The organism is Exiguobacterium sp. FD-YE-25-4, assembly GCF_057004685.1.
In genome coordinates this window covers 1269078-1287468 of the sequence record NZ_CM168041.1, presented here as the reverse complement: position 1 = coordinate 1287468, position 18391 = coordinate 1269078, and the positions used below count along the sequence as shown (strand labels likewise).

The 18391-nt window shown below is 53.1% G+C and carries 17 protein-coding genes; 3 read left to right on the top strand and 14 right to left on the bottom strand.

Going from position 1 to position 18391, the window contains the following annotated elements:
* The first annotated feature begins 53 nt into the window (after positions 1-53).
* Positions 54-1025: an asparaginase gene (locus AC13H5_RS06610; RefSeq protein WP_034777308.1), complete on the top strand. Its 972-nt coding sequence runs from the start codon at positions 54-56 to the stop codon at positions 1023-1025.
* Positions 1026-1061: 36 nt separating this feature from the next.
* Positions 1062-2069: a YpdA family putative bacillithiol disulfide reductase gene (locus AC13H5_RS06605; protein WP_214823325.1), complete on the top strand. Its 1008-nt coding sequence runs from the start codon at positions 1062-1064 to the stop codon at positions 2067-2069.
* A 54-nt stretch (positions 2070-2123) separates the two neighbouring features.
* Here the strand turns inward: AC13H5_RS06605 and AC13H5_RS06600 are convergent, their stop codons facing one another.
* The 7 genes from AC13H5_RS06600 to AC13H5_RS06570 all read right to left on the bottom strand — a co-directional run bounded on the left by AC13H5_RS06600 (position 2124) and on the right by AC13H5_RS06570 (position 8901).
* Positions 2124-3392 (bottom strand): Glu/Leu/Phe/Val family dehydrogenase, encoded by a 1269-nt coding sequence (locus AC13H5_RS06600; protein WP_021067184.1) that lies wholly within the window; start codon positions 3390-3392, stop codon positions 2124-2126.
* A 151-nt stretch (positions 3393-3543) separates the two neighbouring features.
* Positions 3544-4461, bottom strand: a complete 918-nt coding sequence (locus tag AC13H5_RS06595; RefSeq protein ID WP_034777306.1) for a D-alanine--D-alanine ligase — start codon at positions 4459-4461, stop codon at positions 3544-3546.
* A gap of 96 nt (positions 4462-4557) precedes the next feature.
* On the bottom strand, positions 4558-5139 hold the full coding sequence (locus AC13H5_RS06590; RefSeq protein WP_034777305.1) for an adaptor protein MecA: 582 nt from the start codon (positions 5137-5139) through the stop codon (positions 4558-4560).
* Positions 5140-5200: 61 nt separating this feature from the next.
* A complete protein-coding gene (locus tag AC13H5_RS06585) occupies positions 5201-6058 on the bottom strand; it encodes a MerR family transcriptional regulator (protein WP_034777304.1) in 858 nt (285 codons plus the stop codon).
* A 164-nt stretch (positions 6059-6222) separates the two neighbouring features.
* Positions 6223-6426 carry a hypothetical protein gene (locus AC13H5_RS06580; protein ID WP_034777302.1) on the bottom strand — a complete coding sequence of 68 codons (204 nt, stop codon included), beginning with the start codon at positions 6424-6426 and terminating at the stop codon, positions 6223-6225.
* A gap of 41 nt (positions 6427-6467) precedes the next feature.
* Complete coding sequence (locus AC13H5_RS06575) at positions 6468-7895, bottom strand: RecQ family ATP-dependent DNA helicase (RefSeq protein WP_483546485.1); 1428 nt, start codon at positions 7893-7895, stop codon at positions 6468-6470.
* Positions 7879-8901, bottom strand: coding sequence for a YpbB family protein (locus AC13H5_RS06570; RefSeq protein WP_483546484.1), 1023 nt, complete (start codon positions 8899-8901; stop codon positions 7879-7881). The genes AC13H5_RS06575 and AC13H5_RS06570 overlap by 17 nt, the downstream gene beginning before the upstream one ends.
* Positions 8902-9044: 143 nt before the next feature.
* Between AC13H5_RS06570 and AC13H5_RS06565 the strand changes: the two genes are divergently transcribed.
* The gene (locus tag AC13H5_RS06565) at positions 9045-9293 is read left to right on the top strand and encodes a ferredoxin (RefSeq protein ID WP_021067177.1); all 249 of its coding nucleotides are present in this window, start codon (positions 9045-9047) and stop codon (positions 9291-9293) included.
* Between the two features lie 38 nt (positions 9294-9331).
* Here AC13H5_RS06565 and AC13H5_RS06560 read toward each other — a convergent pair whose 3' ends face one another.
* The 7 genes from AC13H5_RS06560 to AC13H5_RS06530 form a co-directional block, all read right to left on the bottom strand.
* Entirely contained in the window at positions 9332-10129 is a 798-nt protein-coding gene (locus AC13H5_RS06560; protein WP_034777300.1) for a thermonuclease family protein, read from the bottom strand.
* A gap of 91 nt (positions 10130-10220) precedes the next feature.
* The gene (locus AC13H5_RS06555) at positions 10221-11180 is read right to left on the bottom strand and encodes an ABC transporter permease (protein WP_034777299.1); all 960 of its coding nucleotides are present in this window, start codon (positions 11178-11180) and stop codon (positions 10221-10223) included.
* Positions 11177-12241, bottom strand: a complete 1065-nt coding sequence (locus AC13H5_RS06550) for an ABC transporter permease (protein WP_034777298.1) — start codon at positions 12239-12241, stop codon at positions 11177-11179. The genes AC13H5_RS06555 and AC13H5_RS06550 overlap by 4 nt, the downstream gene beginning before the upstream one ends.
* Positions 12238-13764: an ABC transporter ATP-binding protein gene (locus AC13H5_RS06545; RefSeq protein WP_034777297.1), complete on the bottom strand. Its 1527-nt coding sequence runs from the start codon at positions 13762-13764 to the stop codon at positions 12238-12240. Before AC13H5_RS06545 ends, AC13H5_RS06550 begins: the two co-directional genes overlap by 4 nt.
* A gap of 61 nt (positions 13765-13825) precedes the next feature.
* The gene (locus AC13H5_RS06540; protein WP_034777296.1) at positions 13826-14911 is read right to left on the bottom strand and encodes a BMP family lipoprotein; all 1086 of its coding nucleotides are present in this window, start codon (positions 14909-14911) and stop codon (positions 13826-13828) included.
* Positions 14912-15039: 128 nt separating this feature from the next.
* Positions 15040-15759, bottom strand: coding sequence for a GntR family transcriptional regulator (locus AC13H5_RS06535; protein WP_034777294.1), 720 nt, complete (start codon positions 15757-15759; stop codon positions 15040-15042).
* A 402-nt stretch (positions 15760-16161) separates the two neighbouring features.
* A complete protein-coding gene (locus tag AC13H5_RS06530) occupies positions 16162-18339 on the bottom strand; it encodes a DNA translocase FtsK (RefSeq protein WP_483546483.1) in 2178 nt (725 codons plus the stop codon).
* Positions 18340-18391: the final 52 nt, after the last annotated feature.

Sequence of the window (18391 nt, the reverse complement as noted above, 5' to 3'; positions counted from 1 at the left end):
TAGGTCGCACCTAGAAATTGGAAGAAACGAACAAAAAAGTTGGAGGTCTGTTTATGAACCATTTATTACTGATCCACACCGGCGGCACAATCGCCATGTCTCAATCGGGGTCGGGACATGTCATGCCGAGCGAAGTCAATCCGATCGACGCGACGTTACCGAAAGCGACGGACATCGCGAATATCACAACGAAACATTTCTCGAACATCCCGTCGCCGCATATGACGCCCGAGAAAATGCTCGAGCTCGCCCAGTTCATCAATCAACAATTGACACAAGACACGTACGATGGGGTCGTCATCACTCACGGGACGGACACACTCGAAGAGACGGCCTACTTCTTACAAATCACGCTTGGTGCACCGGTACCGATCGTATTGACCGGAGCGATGCGCTCGTCAAACGAGGTCGGCTCGGACGGCGAATTCAATCTCATCACGGCGCTTCGGGTCGCCCAAAGTGATGTGGCACGCGGCAAAGGCGTGCTCGTCGTCTTCAATGGTGAAATCCACTCCGCGTTCAACGTCACGAAGACGCACACGTCCTCGGTCGACACGTTCAAATCGGTCCACTTCGGCAACGTCGGTATGGTGACGAAAGATCACGTCCTCATTTATAGTCAGCCGACGACAAAACAACCGAAAATGATTCCATCGATCACGAAACGGGTCGCGGTGCTGAAAGTCGTCGCCGGGATGGAGCCGGACCTGCTCGAGGCGGTGCTCGCGCTCGGCTATGACGGGCTCGTCCTTGAAGTACTCGGGCAAGGGAATGTCCCACCGTCAATCGTCCCCGCGCTCGAGATGCTCGTCGAACGGATGCCGGTCGTCATCGTCAGCCGTTGTTTCAACGGAATCGTGCAAGACGTGTACGGCTACGTCGGCGGCGGCCAGCAACTGAAAGAGATGGGCATCATCTTCTCGAACGGTCTGAACTCACAAAAAGCGAGACTTCGCCTCCTTGTCGAGCTCGAGGCGGGTTCGTCCCAAGCGGTCATGGAACATAGCTTCAGCTTCCAACAGTGAGTTGGCGGCTTGCCAACCGTTTCGTCCTTCCATACAATGAGGGATGAGGTGATTTCATTGAATAAACATGCTATCGTCGTCGGCGCCGGACCATGCGGACTGTCGGCTGCAATCGAATTAGAACGGATCGGCATCTCGTGCACGGTCATCGAGCGCGGCAATATCGTCGATGCCATCTATCGGTACCCGACCCATCAAACATTTTTCTCTTCTGCCAGCTTACTCGAAATCGGGGATATCCCGTTTATCTGTAAAGATTTGAAACCGCGTCGTCAAGACGCGCTCGTCTACTATCGGGAAGTCGTCAGCCGGACCGGTCTCGACGTCCAACCGTTCGAGACGGTCGAAACGGTCGCGCGTTCCGAGGACGGGTTCATCGTTCGGTCACGCCATGATCGCGACGGCGTCAAAGAACGCCAAGCCGATTATGTCATCTTGGCCACCGGGTATTATGGCCGTCCTCGTACGTTGGACGTCCCAGGTGAAGAGTTGCCGCACGTCACGCATTATTTCAAAGAAGCGCATCCGTTTTACCGACAACGTGTGACGGTCATCGGCGGAAAGAACTCCGCGGTCGACGCGGCCATCGAGCTCGAGAAGGCCGGTGCCCACGTCACGGTACTCTATCGCGGGGACGGCTACAGTCCGTCTGTCAAACCGTGGGTCCTGCCGACGTTCGACTCGCTCGTCCGTCATGACAAGGTGCGACTCGAGCTCGAAGCGGAGATCGTTCGAATCGAACCGCATCACGTCGTCTATCGTCAGCATGGTGAAGAACATCGGCTCGAGACCGACCACGTCCTCGCCATGACGGGCTACTTGCCCGACCATGGGCTGTTCGCCGATGCCGGGGTCCAAGTCGATGAGGAGACCGGTGTGCCCTCGTTTGACGAGACGACGTTCGAGACGAACGTCGACGGCTTGTTCATCGCCGGTGTCGTCGCCGCCGGAAATGACGCCAATAAGATCTTTATCGAGAACGGCCGCTTCCATGGCCAAGCGATTGCCGAGACGCTTCGGGAGCGTAACGGTGTGACAACGTAATCGACAAAAAGAGGGAGAACCTGGCGCCAGGTTCTCCCTCTTTTTGCTGTTTAATTATACCCAACCGCGGAAACGCGATGCTTCCGCCATCTTGCGTACACCGACCATATAGGCGGCGAGACGCATGTCGACTTTACGGGCCGATGACGTGTTATACACCGTATTGAACGAGTGGACGAGCACTTTCTCAAGCTTCTCTTCCACTTCCTCTTCCGTCCAATAGTATCCTTGATTGTTTTGAACCCATTCGAAATACGAGACGGTTACCCCACCGCTCGAAGCGAGCACATCCGGGACAAGCAGGATGCCGCGCTCTGTCAAGATGCGGGTCGCTTCGTTCGTCGTCGGTCCGTTGGCGGCCTCGACGACGATGGACGCCTTGATGTTGTCGGCGTTGTCTTCGGTGATTTGGTTCTCAATCGCGGCCGGGACCAAGATGTCGCAGTCGAGTTCTAACATTTCTTTGTTCGAGATCGTGTTCTTGAAGAGCGTCGAGATCGTCCCGAACGAATCTCGACGATCGAGAAGATACGGGATATCGAGCCCGTTCTCATCGTGGATCGCACCATATGCATCGCTGACGGCGATCACTTTCGCCCCGGCGTCATGCATGAACTTCGACAAGAAGCTACCAGCATTCCCGAACCCTTGGACGACGACACGCGCCCCTTTCAATTCGATCCCACGGCGCAGCGCCGCTTCCCGGATCATGATGGCGACACCTTTTGCCGTCGCCGTCTCACGTCCATGCGAGCCACCGAGCACGAGCGGTTTACCAGTGATGAAGCCCGGCGAATTGAATTCATCGATGCGGCTATACTCATCCATCATCCACGCCATGATTTGCGAGTTCGTGAACACGTCCGGCGCTGGGATATCTTTCGTCGGTCCGACGATTTGACTGATGGCTCGGACATAACCCCGGCTCAATCGTTCGATTTCACGGAAACTCATCTCACGCGGATCACAGACGATCCCGCCTTTACCGCCACCGTATGGAAGGTCGACAATTCCGGCCTTCAAGCTCATCCAGACCGACAACGCCTTCACTTCGACCTCCGTCACGCTCGGGTGGAAGCGAATCCCACCTTTCGTCGGTCCGACCGCGTCATTATGTTGCGCCCGGTATCCTGTGAAAATCTTTGTCGATCCGTCATCCATACGTACCGGGATGCGGACGGTCAACATCCGAAGTGGCTCTTTCAAGAGCTCATACATCTCTTCTGGATACCCGAGCTTATCAAGCGCCTCGTGTATCACTTCTTGTGTCGATTCAAGGATGTTTTTTCGTTTTTGATGACCTTTTTCTTGATCCGTAATCATGAAGGTTTCCTCCCCTAAATTGTCAATTCTCCCCCAAGAATCAACCTCGTATTCGTTTAAAAGTATAGCTGATACGCGCCCAATTTGAAAGGCTTTTACAAAAATAATGAAAGCGTTTTCTAAAATGAAAAAAGAAGGGGGAGTTCCCTTCTTACTTTTCTAGTGCCAGTTCGATGAATCGCTCTAACAGCTCACCGTACGAGATCCCGACGGCCCGGGCGCTGTCCGGGAACAAGCTGAGCGGTGTCATACCCGGAAGCGTGTTCGTCTCTAAAATATAAGCGAGCCCATCTTCAGAGACGAGGAAGTCCGAACGAGAATAACCGCTGCAACCGAGGGCACGGTGCGCTTTGATGGCAGCCGTTTGAACTTCTTCAGTCAACGCGTCCGGCAACTCGGCCGGACAAACGTGAATCGATCCACCTTCTGAATACTTCGACTCATAGTCATAAAATTCATTTTTCGGGATGATCTCGATGACCGGGAGTGCGGCCTCAGCCCCGTGATTCCCAAGGACGGGTACCGTCAACTCACGGCCTTTAATATATTGCTCGACCAAGACAGCCGTATCGCACGCGAACGCTTTATCAATCCCTTCACGGAGCATCGCTTCGTCCATCGCGATCGTCAATCCGTTCGATGACCCTTCTTGGGCCGGCTTGACGACACATGGAAACTCACTGCCCCACTCGACGATTTTTGCGTCGATGTCGTCGCCCGACTCGATGAGGACGTCACGGGCGATGCGAATGCCGGCAGCGGCGAAAATAATTTTCGCACGGGCTTTGTCCATCGCGAGCGCTGATGCCAAAACGCCCGACCCCGTGTACGGCAATCCGGCCATCTCTAAGAGCGACTGAACACGGCCATCTTCGCCGTATTTGCCATGCAGGGCGCTGACGACGACGTCGGCTTGAAGCGTCAACAGCTCATTGGCCCGGTCCGGGTGAAAATCAATCGCCACGACGTCGTGACCCCGTGCTTCGAGCGCTTCAATCATTCCTTTACCACTCGTGAGCGACACTTCCCGCTCACCTGATACACCACCATATAATACCGCGACTTTCATCAAATCTCTCCTTCGGCTAACTTCTCAAAAATTCAAGTTTTATCATACCATGTGTCGGCCGAAAACAATAGAAACAGAACAGTAAAAAAGCCGTACTTACGCGAACGTATCGTACAGCTGTTTCACGGCTTGTTCAGTTTGAATCGTCTTGCCATACTCCATCATGACGTAAGGGCTGACGGTCGTCGTGCGGCCGTATTCCGACAAGATGGCGGCCAACCGCTCTTCGACGTCCGGTTTGAGCACTTCGACGAAGTGTAAATAATAGTGTCCGTCATAATGGTAGAGCGCCCCGCCCTGCTCCGTATCCTGCATGTGCGGGAACAAACGGACCGAGGCGTTGATGACGTCCTCGATATCATCAAACTGATAAATCAGATGATGAATCACATCGATCGTCAAACGGATCTCGACTTGTTCTTGATCCGCATCCGGGACGGCTGCCTCGACTTTTTGGACGTCGATGACGAGCCCATCACGGGGAAACATTGTCACGTTCAAGTCGACGGTGCCTTGGGGCATGAAACCGAATTCCGCTTCCGCCGTCTCGAGCAATTCCCGCCACAAGTCTTGACCACTCTCGCCAACGATCGTATCGATGGCAATCCCTCGAATCGAAAGGTCACTCGCCGTCAAATATACCCTTAAATGTTCTTTAGTTTGCTTTTCAAATCTCAAACGAAAACCTCCAAAGATTAATCAATCCTACTTTATAAGCTACTCTCGTTTGTGCAACCTGTCAAATAGTTGACAACCACTCGGTCCATGCTTCGGGCGTATCTCCAAGGAAGGCCGACTCAAACTCGGTCGCGTGAAGGCTGACGGCATATCCGCCGGCCCCGATGACGAGATCGGGATGATCCGCTTGGATAAATCGCATCGCCTCTTTCAGGTCCTCGAGATGTTCCGTCAACGTGCAGGAGAAGATCAAGCACTTGGCGTCGATATCGTGCAACGCCTCATTTAAATCCTCTTTCGGGAAGCCCGCACCAAGGAAAATCACGTCGTATCCATATTGACGCAAGTAAAGCGTCACGAACAACAGACCGATCTCGTGCATCTCGCCCGGGGCACACACACAAATGATCCGCGGTAAAAATGGGTTCATCGGCATCTGCAGCGAGAGGGTCGACAATCGGGCCCGCAAAAAAGCGGTCGCAAAATGCTCATGCGCGATCGTGATGTCCCCATTCTCCCAACGCGTCCCGATCTCCATCAACAACGGACCAATGATATCTTTCGTGACCTTCTCAAAACTGAACGTATTAAAGGCACGATTGATCAAATCGTGCGCCTTGCGTTCGTCAAATGAAAGTAACGCCTCGAGCAACCCGTCCATGAGCTCCTCGTCATAGAGGCGGGCAGGCTTCGGCTTCGGGGCTTCATGAAGTTGTTGAATCGCTTGGGAAACGGTCAAGCCTTCCCGTTGTTTTTCAACGACCCATTTAATCTTTTCGACGTCTTGGTCGGAATACAATCGGTGGCCGGATTCGGTCCGGCTCGGCACGATGAATTGATAGCGGCGTTCCCACGCTCGAATCGTCGTCGGGTTGACCCCGGTGAGCGACGCGACCGTCTTAATGGAGTACTTCGGCACAGCAGCCCCTCCTTTCCTACAAGTTCTTCTTATTTAGTATAGACCCATCTGAAGCGCTTTACCTGTTTTATTGTGCAATTCCTGTGAGAAATTGGTGAGATTGTGCGATTGGTTCGACAAAACAAAGATTGCTCATAAAAAAATACGACGTCCCCGTCGTATTGTCAGAAAAATATTGTATGACGACCTATATATAAAAATACGAGAATAATGGCAAACATCGTCAATGTCAGCATCATAGCGAGCGGCCGTTTCAGCCAATTGTCGTTCAATTTTTCTTTCCGCTCATGCTCTTGTCGTTCAGCGCGAGACGGCAACGTGTCCACCACTTGTTCACGAAGTGAGTCCGCTTGGTTCCGATGTCGCAACGTGTGCCCTCCTTTACCTTTTTTATCATTTTACTATGATATCAATCAAAGGAGAAGATACGAGATAAACGATGTTTCCAATCTGTCACATTTTTAGACACAATTTGAACCGACGGCGGGAATACGATCTCCCCACAGACGTCGCAACAATCGGCTTGTTTGACCGGTTGTTCCGAGAAATAGTTCAACAAGTAATCGCGCCGGCACGTCTTGATGAGGGCGTAGTCCATCATCTGTCCGAGTTGACGATAGCGGGCCCGCTTTCTATCTTTTACCCAATCGATCGCCTCGGCAAGCATCCGCTCGGCGAGCATCTGGTTCAACAATCCCCAGACCGGGTCTTCCTCGTTCAACCGCAAGAGACGCGGCAGTTGGGCCAGACTCGTGCCGTTGTCGCGTTCCAAATACGCGAGACGGATGTCTTTGTCTTTCGGATATTGTTGGTCGATCAAAAACTGTTGAATGCGTTCATCGCCTTCGGCATAGAGCAAGACGGCAAATGCGGGTTCGCCGTCTCGTCCGGCACGACCGATTTCTTGCATGTACGCCTCGAGCGTGGCCGGGATTTGATAATGGATGACCGAACGGACGTTGTCTTTATTCACACCCATCCCGAACGCACTCGTACATACCATGATTGCGACTTCATCTCGCAAAAATTGCGATTGCACGAGCCGGCGGTCCTCAGTCGACATGCCACCGTGATAAAACAAGGCGTCGTCAAGATGAAGCGCGAGTGCTTCGGCTTCACGCCGTGTCGCCGTATAGATGACGGCCGGTTTCGGGACGTCATGGACGAGCTCGCTCAACCGCCGCATCTTGTCCTCGGACTCGAGACGTTCGACGATGAGTCGAATCTCAGGCCGGTTTGCCGAATGGACGAACTGCGCCGGCGAGAACAACGCCAACTTCTCGATGATATCCCGTTTCACCGTCTCCGGGGCCGTCGCGGTGACGGCCATGCACTGCGGGCTGCCGAGTTGTTTACGCAACTCGCCTAGACGGGCATACTCGGGTCGAAACTCATGGCCCCACTGCGAAATACAGTGGGCCTCGTCGACGACGAGCATTTGAATCCGCGTCCGAGCGAGCGCCCGCGTCACGTGCGGCACGGCGAGTTGTTCGGGCGATAAGTATAAGAAGCGATAACGCTTCAAATGGTTCAAGATGTCTTGTTTCTCCTCGAGCGTCTCCATCGATGTCAATCGCGCCACTCCCCGCTCGCCGCGTTCACGGATGTGGAGCATCTGATCTTCGATTAGCGACAAGAGCGGTGACACGATGATGGTCAGCCCGTCATTTTTAAGATAGGACGGGAGTTGGAACGTCAACGACTTGCCCGCTCCGGTCGGCATGATCGCCAACACGTCCTGGCCGTCGGCGACCGCTTCGATCACATCCCGTTGACCGGGACGGAAGCTGTCGTAGCCGAACACCCGCTTCAACGTCTTCTCAAACAAATGTCTCACCTCGTTTCAATCTCGCGAACACCAATCGGATTTGATAGTAACTGATCCCGTCGATTTGTTCAAAAATCGGCTTGAGCGCCCAGCTCGACTCGTCACGCAACTGCTCGACTTGCTTGATTTGCTCGAGCGGAACAAATTGGTCGAGCGGGAACTCGTCTAAATACATCGCCATCTCGACGACGTGGTCTTCAATCGTACTCGTGCGCAACCGTCGCTGGGACTGGACTTGTTGGAACGTTCGACCAGCCGAAAACTGCTCATACGACTCGCGCGCCGACAACGTCATCCGCTCGCTCGACAAGCCGTGCGCGAAGCCAAGCAACTTGGCATCCCTTGGCAATTTCCACAGGAGCGCATTCCACCCGGCCAAAAAATAGAGCCGCGCCGTGCGCGCATCGACATCGAGAAGCGAGGCGATTTGTTCATACGTGTATCCTGTCTCGAACGCACCGGTGAACCGATAGACGACGGCGGTCGCGTACGGGTCCCCCACTTCTTCAAGCGCCGTTTCAAGCTCCTGGTGAAAGCTGTGGATCAGCGGTTGCCACTCCCGCTCGGTCCGGACGATCTGTTTGACCCAGCGTTCGGCCAACCGATCGGCCTGCACCGGATAGAACGTCCGCTCATGCTCGAGCGACATGAACGTCTGGACGAACAAACTGAGCCGCTTCCACGTCATCGTCGTATAGTCCCGATACTCACCGCCGAGACGGTCGAACAGCTCACTGACCGCCTCCGGCGAAGCGAGCATCTTGCCGGCCTCGGTCAACGTGAAGCTCGAACGGTTGAGCCAGCCTCGCTTCTCGAACGAGGCGAGCAGTTTCTCATAGTCGTACTTCGTATAGGGGAACAATCCGAAAATTGGTTCCAAGTCATAAAAAAAGGCATCTTGCAGTGTCGTCGCCGAACGTTTGCCGTTCAACACATGAAACAAACTGCGCTCGCTGCGCTCCCCTTTCAAGCGCTCAATCGAAAGCAACAACACCCCGTCCGCTAAATGAACCATCGTTCCACCTCCTCGGTCAAAATTATGCTTCCAAAACGTTATTCGTTTCCTCATTGAAATATTTGGGTATGTAGACTACAATTACTCATAGTCAGTAGAAAATCATTTCTATGCAGAGAGACGAAACGTATGGAGGGTTACAAATGGCAAAATTTACGATTGTTGATAAAGATACATGTATCGCATGTGGGGCCTGCGGAGCAGCCGCCCCAGACATCTTCGACTATGACGACGAAGGCCTCGCGTTCAACTTGATGGACGACAACACGGGCACGATCGAAGTCCCGGACGAATTGTATGAGGACTTGATGGACGCGTTCGAAGGATGCCCGACCGACTCAATTAAAGTCGCGGACGAATCGTTCGATGGCGACGCACTCAAGTACGAATAAGAGAGACATGTGTGCCTGAAGGGCGCACATGTCTTTTTTTATCGCGTCGCTTTCCGGAAACCCGCTTCACGCGCCTCTTCCTCTGTACAGAACATCTCTTCTGGGATCGTTCGCTCATAGCTCGCCCCGCCCGGAACGTGATAAATCTTCTCTCCGTCCCGATTGATATTCCCTTTAATGTCACATCCATCCGTGTCACGTTTCGGCTGGGCCGGCTCGGTCGCCTCATGGTCGAAGCCGTTGCCGGTCACGTAGTCCTCAAGACTCCAAATCCCGAGCAATTCCTGACGCGCGGCCTGCTCGACCTCCCGAAACGCATCGACGTGTTGCGTGTTCGGCGCGTATACATAGGCGACACGCGCCAACCCGCGGCGCAACAATTCCTCGTTCAACATCGCTTCGTCATACCAGACGTAGGCGAGTGTCCGTTGATAGCGATCGTAGCGCCCGACGTCATACTCGAGTGTGATCGTATCTCCTTCTGGCAGCCAACGCTCGACGAATGATTTCGCATCCTCTCCGAACGGTTGGACCGGCAGCGTCGGATGGCTCGTCTCTGGCGTATCGACGAGCAAGAGACGAATCGATTCGGTCGCTCCGTTCTCAAACTCGACTTTGAGCGTATCTCCGTCGATGACGCGGTCGAGCGTGACCGTCTCGGTCTTGCCGAGCGGCCGTGCGACTTGTTGCGCGACCGACGCCGACGGAAAATCGGCCTCGAGTTCGACGAGCGATTCTGGCGGGTCGATTTGTTCGGCGAACCAGTCATCGACGGAGCAGCCCGCGAGCGAAACGCTCAGCACGACGGCGATCAGCAGTTGCCACCATTTTTTCAATTATCTCACCTCTACACCAGTATAACAAAAAAGGTTGTTTGACTTAAGCGTCAAACAACCTGGATGAAATGGACATTTGTCCTTTTGATGATTAGCGTTTCCCTTTAATATATGGGATACCGACCGATTTCGGTGCATCCGCACGTCCGACGACACCTGCGAGAGCAAGGATCGTGAGCGCATACGGCGCAATCAAGAGCAACACTTGCGGCACGTTGCTGATGACCGGCAAGTTGCTACCGATGATCGACAACGCTTGGGCGAATCCGAAGAACAGACCGGCACCGAGCGCGCCGAGCGGATTCCACTTCCCGAAAATCATGGCGGCGATGGCCAAGAAACCTTGACCGACGATCGTCGTCCCGCTGAAGTTCGTCGTGACGGTGACAGCGTACACGGCACCAGCGAGTCCGCCGAACGCTCCTGAGAGCATGACGCCCATGAAGCGCATTTTCGTGACGTTGATCCCCATCGTGTCAGCCGCCATCGGGTGTTCCCCGACCGAACGGAGACGAAGACCGAACGGTGTCTTGAAGATGACGAACCAGACGACGAACGCGAGAATGATCGCAATGAACGACGTGTACTGCACGTTGATGAAGAACATGCGAAGCACCGGGATATCCGATAGAATCGGAACGTTCTCTTTGGCAATCCGAAACTCGATGAAGTCGGTCTGCCCTTTGTTGTAAAGCACACGGACGACGAAGATGGCGAGTCCGATCGCGAGCATGTTGATCGCGACCCCGAGTACCGTCTGGTCAGCCCGCCAAAGGATGGCCGGCACCGCCAAGAAGAGCGAGAAGAGCGCACCGACGACCATAGCGACCAAAAGTGAGATCCATGGACTGAGACCGCCCAGCCCCATATCTGTCAACGTGAGCGTCGTGATAATTCCTGTCGCAGCACCGATGACCATGATGCCTTCTAAGGCGATGTTGACGACACCCGAACGTTCACTGAAGATGCCGCCGAGCGCCGCGATGATGAGTGGAGTCGCATAGGCTAAGGCAACCGGCACGACGATGTAGAGGACTTCTAAGAAGCTCATTTTTTCTCCACTCCTTTCTTACGATTTCCTTTGAATTTGTCAATCACGTAGTTAAAGGCGTAACCTGAAGCCACGAAGATGACAATCGCGGCGATGATGACTTTGACGAGCTCAGATGGGATGTTCGCACCGAGCTGCATCGCGAGTCCGCCGATATTGAGTCCAGCGAACAAGATAGCTGCCAAGACGACACCGACGGCCGTGTTCGCACCGAGGAGCGCGACGGCGATCCCGTCAAAACCGACTCCGGTGAACGAGGCGCTGAGCGTCATGCCGTTGAACGTACCGAGACCTTCCATCGCCCCTGCGAGTCCTGCGAACATACCCGAGATGACGAATGAGAGAATGATGTTCCGGTTGACGCTCATTCCTGCGTACTGCGATGCGTGTTTGTTGAAACCGACGGCACGAAGCTCATAACCGAGCGTCGTCCGTTGCAAGATGTAGTAATAGACGATCGCTGCGAGCACGGCGATGAGGACACCCCAATGCAAGCGCGAGAACGTCGTCAATTCTTGAAGCATCGGTGACGCGAGCGACGCCGAATCTTTAATGGATTCGGTGCGTTCGTTCGTTACCCCGATGACACTGCGCAAAATCGCGTTCGTCGTGTAGAGCGCGATATAGTTCATCATGATCGATGTGATAACTTCGTGGACGTGGAACTTGGCTTTCAAGAAACCAGGTACGAACGCCCAGAGCGCTGCTGCGAACATGGCCGCGAGAAGCGCGAGCGGCAAGTGGATGAACATCGGCAAATCAAAGTTGATCCCGACATACACCGCTGCCACCCAGCCAATCAACACTTGGCCTTCGACCCCGATGTTGAAGAGGCCGGTCCGGAACGCGAACGCGACCGCCAAACCTGAGAAGATGAGCGGCGCTGCGGCGCGAAGCGTCTCACCAATTGCGTACGGGCTGCCGACCATGCCTTCAAACAGTGACGAGAACCCTCGAATCGGGTCATAGCCACCGATGAGCATGACGATCGCCCCGACGAGAAGTCCCATCAAGATCGACAAGAGCGGGATGAGCAGTCGATTAAATCCTAGTTTATTCATACTGTTTCTTCTCCTCTCTTACCGCCGGCCATCAAGAAGCCGAGTTCTTGCTCCGTCGTCTCTTTCGGATCACGGATTCCGACAATCTTCCCTTCATACAAAACGGCGATTCGGTCCGCGACGTGTAAAATCTCTTCGAGCTCGAACGAGATCAACAAGACGGCGCGTCCTTTTTCACGCTCTTTGATGAGCTGTTCATGAATGAATTCGATGGCCCCGACGTCAAGACCGCGCGTCGGTTGCGCCGCGATCAACAAGTCAGGTGACCGGTCGACTTCACGGGCGATGATGGCTTTCTGTTGGTTACCACCAGACAAGGCACGGGCAGGTACATCGACCGATGGAGTTCGGACGTCAAACTTCTCAATCAACGCTTTCGCTTTCTCAGCCACGGCTTTATAGTTCATCAAACCGCGCTTCGAGAACGGCTCTTTATAATACGTTTGGAGCACCATGTTGTCGCGAATCGTATAATCGAGGACGAGGCCATGTTTATGCCGGTCTTGCGGGATGTGGCCGACACCAGACTCCGTCACTTTGCGCGGCGTGAACCCGGTCACGTCTTTCCCGTTCAACATCACTTTTCCAGACTCGGGTTTCTTCAAGCCCGAGATGGCTTCAATCAATTCGGTTTGTCCGTTCCCGTCAATCCCGGCAATCCCGAGGATTTCCCCTGAACGAATCTGTAAATCCAAGCCGTCGACGGCTTTGAGCCCGCGACTGTCTTTGACGACAAGTTTTTGGACGTCGAGGACGACTTGCTGTGGATCTGCCTTGGAATATTCCGCATCAAAGTTAACTTCACGCCCGACCATCATTTCTGCCAAACGATCTTCGTTGACCGTCTCATCGATATCAATCGTACCGATATAACGTCCACGACGGATGACCGTACAGCGATCGGCGACTTGCATGATCTCTTTCAGCTTATGCGTGATCAAAACGATCGATTTACCTTCTTCAATCAGACGCTTCATGATTTGAATGAGTTCTTGAATCTCTTGCGGCGTCAGTACAGCGGTTGGCTCATCGAAAATCAAGATTTCGGCCCCGCGATAGAGCGTCTTCAAAATTTCGACCCGTTGTTGCATCCCGACCGAGATATCCTCGATTTTCGCATCCGGATCGATCCGAAGACCATACTGTTCCGAGATGTCCATGACTTTTTTACGCGCCGTCGCCCGGTCGACCGTCAGTCCACTCTTCGGCTCTGAGCCGAGGATGATGTTCTCGGTCACCGTGAACTTCTCAACGAGCATGAAGTGTTGGTGTACCATACCGATTCCAAGGTCGTTGGCGATGTTCGGATTCTCAATGTTCACTTTCTCCCCGCGCACGCGGATCTCCCCGCCTTCCGGCTGATAAAGACCGAACAGGACGTTCATGAGCGTCGATTTTCCGGCCCCGTTCTCGCCGAGCAACGCATGAATCTCTCCCTTGCGCAATTGGAGGGTGATATTGTCGTTGGCAACGAACGTTCCGAACTCTTTGCGAATATTGAGCATTTCAATTACATATTCCAAGAAAGTCCACCCCTAACTTTAAGTAAAGGGAGACCGCATGGGTCCCCCCTAACTCAATGAATTATTTTACTGTTTTCATGAACTCTTCGAACTCAGCGTCAGTTGCTGGAGCCGTGATGTCTCCGTCGATCAACTGTGTGCGGTACTCTTCAACTTTTGCGAGGACGTCAGCTGAAACGTTCTCATCAGATGTTTCAGCAATCCCTACACCATCGTCTTTCAAAGAGAACTCAACGATTTCGCCTGCTGGGAACTTATCTTCCATCGCAAGTTTCGATACTTCGTAAGTAGCCGTGTCAACACGTTTGACCATTGAAGTAAGCGTTACGTTTTCTGGAAGACCTTCTTCGTATTGGTCACGGTCAACACCGATGACCCATACATCTTCGCCGTTCTTCTTACGGTTTTTCGCTTCTGTGAATACGCCAACCCCAGTACCGCCTGCTGCGTGGTACACGATATCAGAACCTGCTCCGTACATACCTGAAGCGATTGCTGTACCTTTTTCAGCTGAGTTGAAGTCTTCAGCGTACTTCACGTCGATTGTCGCATCCGGGTTAACGGCCATGACGCCAGCTTTATAACCGTTCTCGAACTTCTTGATCAAGTCAGACTCAACGCCGCCGACGAATCCAACTTTGTCAGTTTTCGTAGTAAGACCAGCGACAACACCGACGAGGAACGAACCTTCTTGCTCTTTGAACGTGATTGATGCGACGTTCGGTGCATCAACGACCATGTCGACGATCGCGAAGTTGTTGTCTGGGAACTGCTCAGCAACTTTTTGGATGTCTTCGCCCATCAAGAAGCCGATTCCGTAAATCAAGTTGAAGTTATCGCGTGCCAATTGTTGCAAGTTTGGCTGGTAGTCGGCTTGCTTCGATGATTGAAGATATTTGAATCCTTCGTTCTCAGTCAAGTTGTTGTCTTCCCCGAACTTCGTGAGACCTTCCCAAGCTGATTGGTTGAACGACTTATCATCGACACCGCCAGTATCGGTTACCATTGCTACTTTGAAGTCACTGCCTTCGCCGCCGCCTTCGCCGTTTGAAGCACCTTCATTGTCATCCCCGCCACATGCTGCGAGTACTGTCGAGAGTGTGAGACCTGCTGCTAAAGCTGAGAGAATTGTTTTTTTCTTGTTCATCGTCGTGTTTCCCCTTTCGGATCATAACAATTAAGGTTGTCATGTCATCAGTAGTCTTTACACCGGTATAAGAAAGCGCTTTCACGCTGTTCCCCAAAAATAACCGTTTCCGGATAAAACGAACGTGCTTAAACGCGTTTGCGGACGACGTGGAAGTCGAAGCGGTCCGCTCGGAAAAAGTTTGCCGAATCGAGCAGCGGTAAGTCGCTCTCATCGTAATGCAATTGTTTCAATGCCAGTAACGGTTGGTCCGTTTGAAGTTGCGTCGAAATTTCAGCGTTCACACTCGGTTCGATGTGCGTGATCGCATATGCGACCCGACGTCCTACCTCTTTTTCGAGCGCATCAAACAATGACTTTCCTTCCGTCAACGCCTTCGGATTCGAGACGAGATGGGCTGGGATTTTATCGACACAGTAGACGACTGGTGTCTCATCCGCATATCGAATCCGGACGATCCGATAAATCGGTGAGTTCGGTTCGATTTTTAAACGCTCGGCTTCTCTCTCGGTCGCTAGAACCTTTTCGGCCACCAACACTTTCGTTCCTGGTGTCATTTTGGCGCGCATGATCATGTCCGTGACGCTGAACAGCTCTTCAATCCCTGAAGTAAACGGGGGTTTTGAACTGATGAATGTCCCGACGCCATGTTTCCGCACGACAAATTTCTCGTCTTCGAGAATACGAAGTGCTTCCCGGAGTGTCGCTCGACTGACTCCTAGTTGCTTCGATAACTCGAATTCTGAAGGAAGTTTCTCTCCTTCACGATAGACACCATCGTCGATATCTTGCTTGATTTTCTCAATCACGCGAAGATAGAGCAAGCGATGATCGAGCTTGATCGACATGGGCCTCACCACCTTTACCTATTTCTTACCAGTGCTCAGACATCTGACGTATGAATGTCCTTGCCAATATTAAGTATAGGGATTCGAGAAATAGAACGCAATACTTTTTGTTCGGAATCAGGGAAATATTTTAAAGTGAAGGGATTATGTACACTTCATAGTCTATATTACCTGTTCTGGCAGGCTTTGAAAAGAAATCGTAAAATGAAAACGGTATTAAAAAATGAAAGCGGTTCAACATTTTTAGTAGTATGTCCTAATGAATCAAATAGGTCAGATGTGCTATATTAGTTCGTCCCAACATGACGTCGACCCCGATCGTCACGTTTGAACCGGATTATCTGAAATCAGATAAAAAACGAACGATTAGGATTCGTTATACCTAATCGTTCGTTTTATTTTTTAACCCTCTGGTTGGTTAATGAGCACTTTCCGCGGCTTCGAGCCTTCTGACGGCCCGACATATCCGGCTTGTTCGAGTGAATCAATCAAGCGGGCTGCCCGGTTATAACCGATGCGGAATCTTCGTTGAATCATCGAAGTGGACGCCGTCTCTTGCGTCAAGATGAATTGAACGACTTCTTCGAACAATGAATCGTCCGAATCAATGGTCGTGACCTCTTCTTCTTTCGGCATCATCGCCTCGACGTATTGGGCCCGTTGCTGGGCGATGACATGATTGACGACCGTTTCGACTTCTTGGTCCGACACGAACGCACCTTGCACACGGATCGGTTTGTTCATCCCGTTGGCGAGCATGAGCATGTCACCCCGGCCGAGCAACTTCTCAGCACCTCCCCCGTCAAGGATCGTCCGTGAATCCGTTTGCGACGAGACGGCGAACGCGATGCGGGACGGGATGTTCGCTTTGATGACGCCCGTAATGACGTCGACAGACGGACGCTGGGTGGCGAGCACCATATGAATGCCGGCCGCCCGTGCCATCTGGGCAAGACGCATGATCGCGTCCTCGACGTCGTTCGAGGCGACCATCATCAAATCGGCGAGCTCATCGACGATGACGACGATGAACGGCAGACGTTTGGCGTCTTCATCGTCCGATTTATCGACGAGTTCGTTATAGCCTTCGATATTCCGCACACCATAACGGCTGAACAACTCATAGCGTCGTTCCATCTCGGCGACAACTTGTTTGAGTGCTTGGGCGGCTTTCTTCGGATCCGTCACGACCGGCGTCAGCAAGTGCGGGACGCCGTTATAGACGTTCAACTCGACCATTTTCGGATCGATCATCATGAGCCGGACTTCATCAGGACGAGTCCGCATCAAGAGCGACACGATCATGCCGTTGATACAGACCGATTTCCCGGAACCGGTCGAACCAGCGACGAGCAAGTGCGGCATCTTGTTCAAGGCGATCGTCACCGTCTCGCCACTGATGCTGCGCCCAAGGGCGACGAGGAGCGGCGACTGCTCCCGCTTGACCGGATCGGCCTCGAGCACTTCACGGAGACAGACCGGGGCCACTTCCTGGTTCGGCACTTCAATCCCGATGGCGGCCTTTCCTGGGATCGGCGCCTCGATCCGGATGTCTTTGGCGGCAAGCGCAAGGGCAAGGTCATCGCTGAGCGAGGTGATCCGGCTCACTTTGACCCCGATATCCGGTTGCAGTTCATATTTCGTCACGGTCGGACCAAGATGAATCTTTAACACCTTCACACCGACGCCGAACGATTTGAGCGTCTGGACGAGTTTTGTCGCATTTGCTTTCAGACGGGCGTTCTCGCCGGACAGGTCGGTCACGACCGGTTCGCTGAGGATGGTGAACGTCGGCAATTCATACGTGTCCGACACGTCTTGTGACGCCGTCATCATCATGTCTTCGGTCGGTAGCTCCGTCACTTCCTCCGTCGGGGCCACCTCTTCCGTTTTCGGACGTTTCTCGGCGACGACTTTCTCGCTGAACCCGACAATCGGGATGTCATGCATCGTCACCGCGTCTGCTTCAGGCTCGGCTTCGACCGGCTTCGATTCAACCTTTGCCGGTGCCGAAACCGCCTTCTTCCGATTGGACACCGGAGCCGGTTTGACCCGCTCCCGGTCGCGCCACTCTTGTTTGATGGCCGTACCGGTCTCGAGCAGGCGCGACCCGATCGTCCGCCAAATCGTCGGCGATAAGAGCGAGATCCCGATGATCATGCATAGCACGCCTAAAAAGATGATCCCAAAGTCGGAGAGCAAGTATTGATTGAGCTGATACAGCGCCCCGTTGATCGTCCCTCGTTCCGCTCCCCATACCAAATCTCCGAACATGAGAAACGAGACGAATAGGAACAGGATGCCCGTCCGTTGCATCGGACGAAATTCGTTTAAAAAGACGAGCAACGTGAATGCGATTGCCAAATACGTGAGTGCCCCCCAGCCTCCGAATAACGTCGTCGCGAGGAGTGACGTCTGATTCCCGACCCAACCGAAGTCGAACAAGGAGAAGATGAACGCCGTGATCGACATGACGAACATGACCCAGCCATATGTACGTAGTGGGATTGGCTGTTTTTTCGCACGCCTTGTCGTCGGTCGCTTCCGCTTCGCCGGAGTTTTTCTCGATTTTTGTGCCACCTTAGATTCCTCCTAAAAAAACGAGGCAAAAGTCTGATGACTTTTGCCTCAA

What these genes read in the sequence shown, in the direction of transcription:
- AC13H5_RS06570 (WP_483546484.1), bottom strand. Translation starts at nt 8,901, where the DNA reads ATGGTTCATTTAGCGGACGGGGTGTTGTTGCTTTCGATTGAGCGCTTG.
- AC13H5_RS06535 (WP_034777294.1), bottom strand. Translation starts at nt 15,759, where the DNA reads ATGTCGATCAAGCTCGATCATCGCTTGCTCTATCTTCGCGTGATTGAG.
- AC13H5_RS06540 (WP_034777296.1), bottom strand. Translation starts at nt 14,911, where the DNA reads ATGAACAAGAAAAAAACAATTCTCTCAGCTTTAGCAGCAGGTCTCACA.
- AC13H5_RS06610 (WP_034777308.1), top strand. Translation starts at nt 54, where the DNA reads ATGAACCATTTATTACTGATCCACACCGGCGGCACAATCGCCATGTCT.
- AC13H5_RS06555 (WP_034777299.1), bottom strand. Translation starts at nt 11,180, where the DNA reads ATGAGCTTCTTAGAAGTCCTCTACATCGTCGTGCCGGTTGCCTTAGCC.
- AC13H5_RS06595 (WP_034777306.1), bottom strand. Translation starts at nt 4,461, where the DNA reads ATGAAAGTCGCGGTATTATATGGTGGTGTATCAGGTGAGCGGGAAGTG.
- AC13H5_RS06600 (WP_021067184.1), bottom strand. Translation starts at nt 3,392, where the DNA reads ATGATTACGGATCAAGAAAAAGGTCATCAAAAACGAAAAAACATCCTT.
- AC13H5_RS06550 (WP_034777298.1), bottom strand. Translation starts at nt 12,241, where the DNA reads ATGAATAAACTAGGATTTAATCGACTGCTCATCCCGCTCTTGTCGATC.
- AC13H5_RS06605 (WP_214823325.1), top strand. Translation starts at nt 1,062, where the DNA reads ATGAGGGATGAGGTGATTTCATTGAATAAACATGCTATCGTCGTCGGC.
- AC13H5_RS06565 (WP_021067177.1), top strand. Translation starts at nt 9,045, where the DNA reads ATGGCAAAATTTACGATTGTTGATAAAGATACATGTATCGCATGTGGG.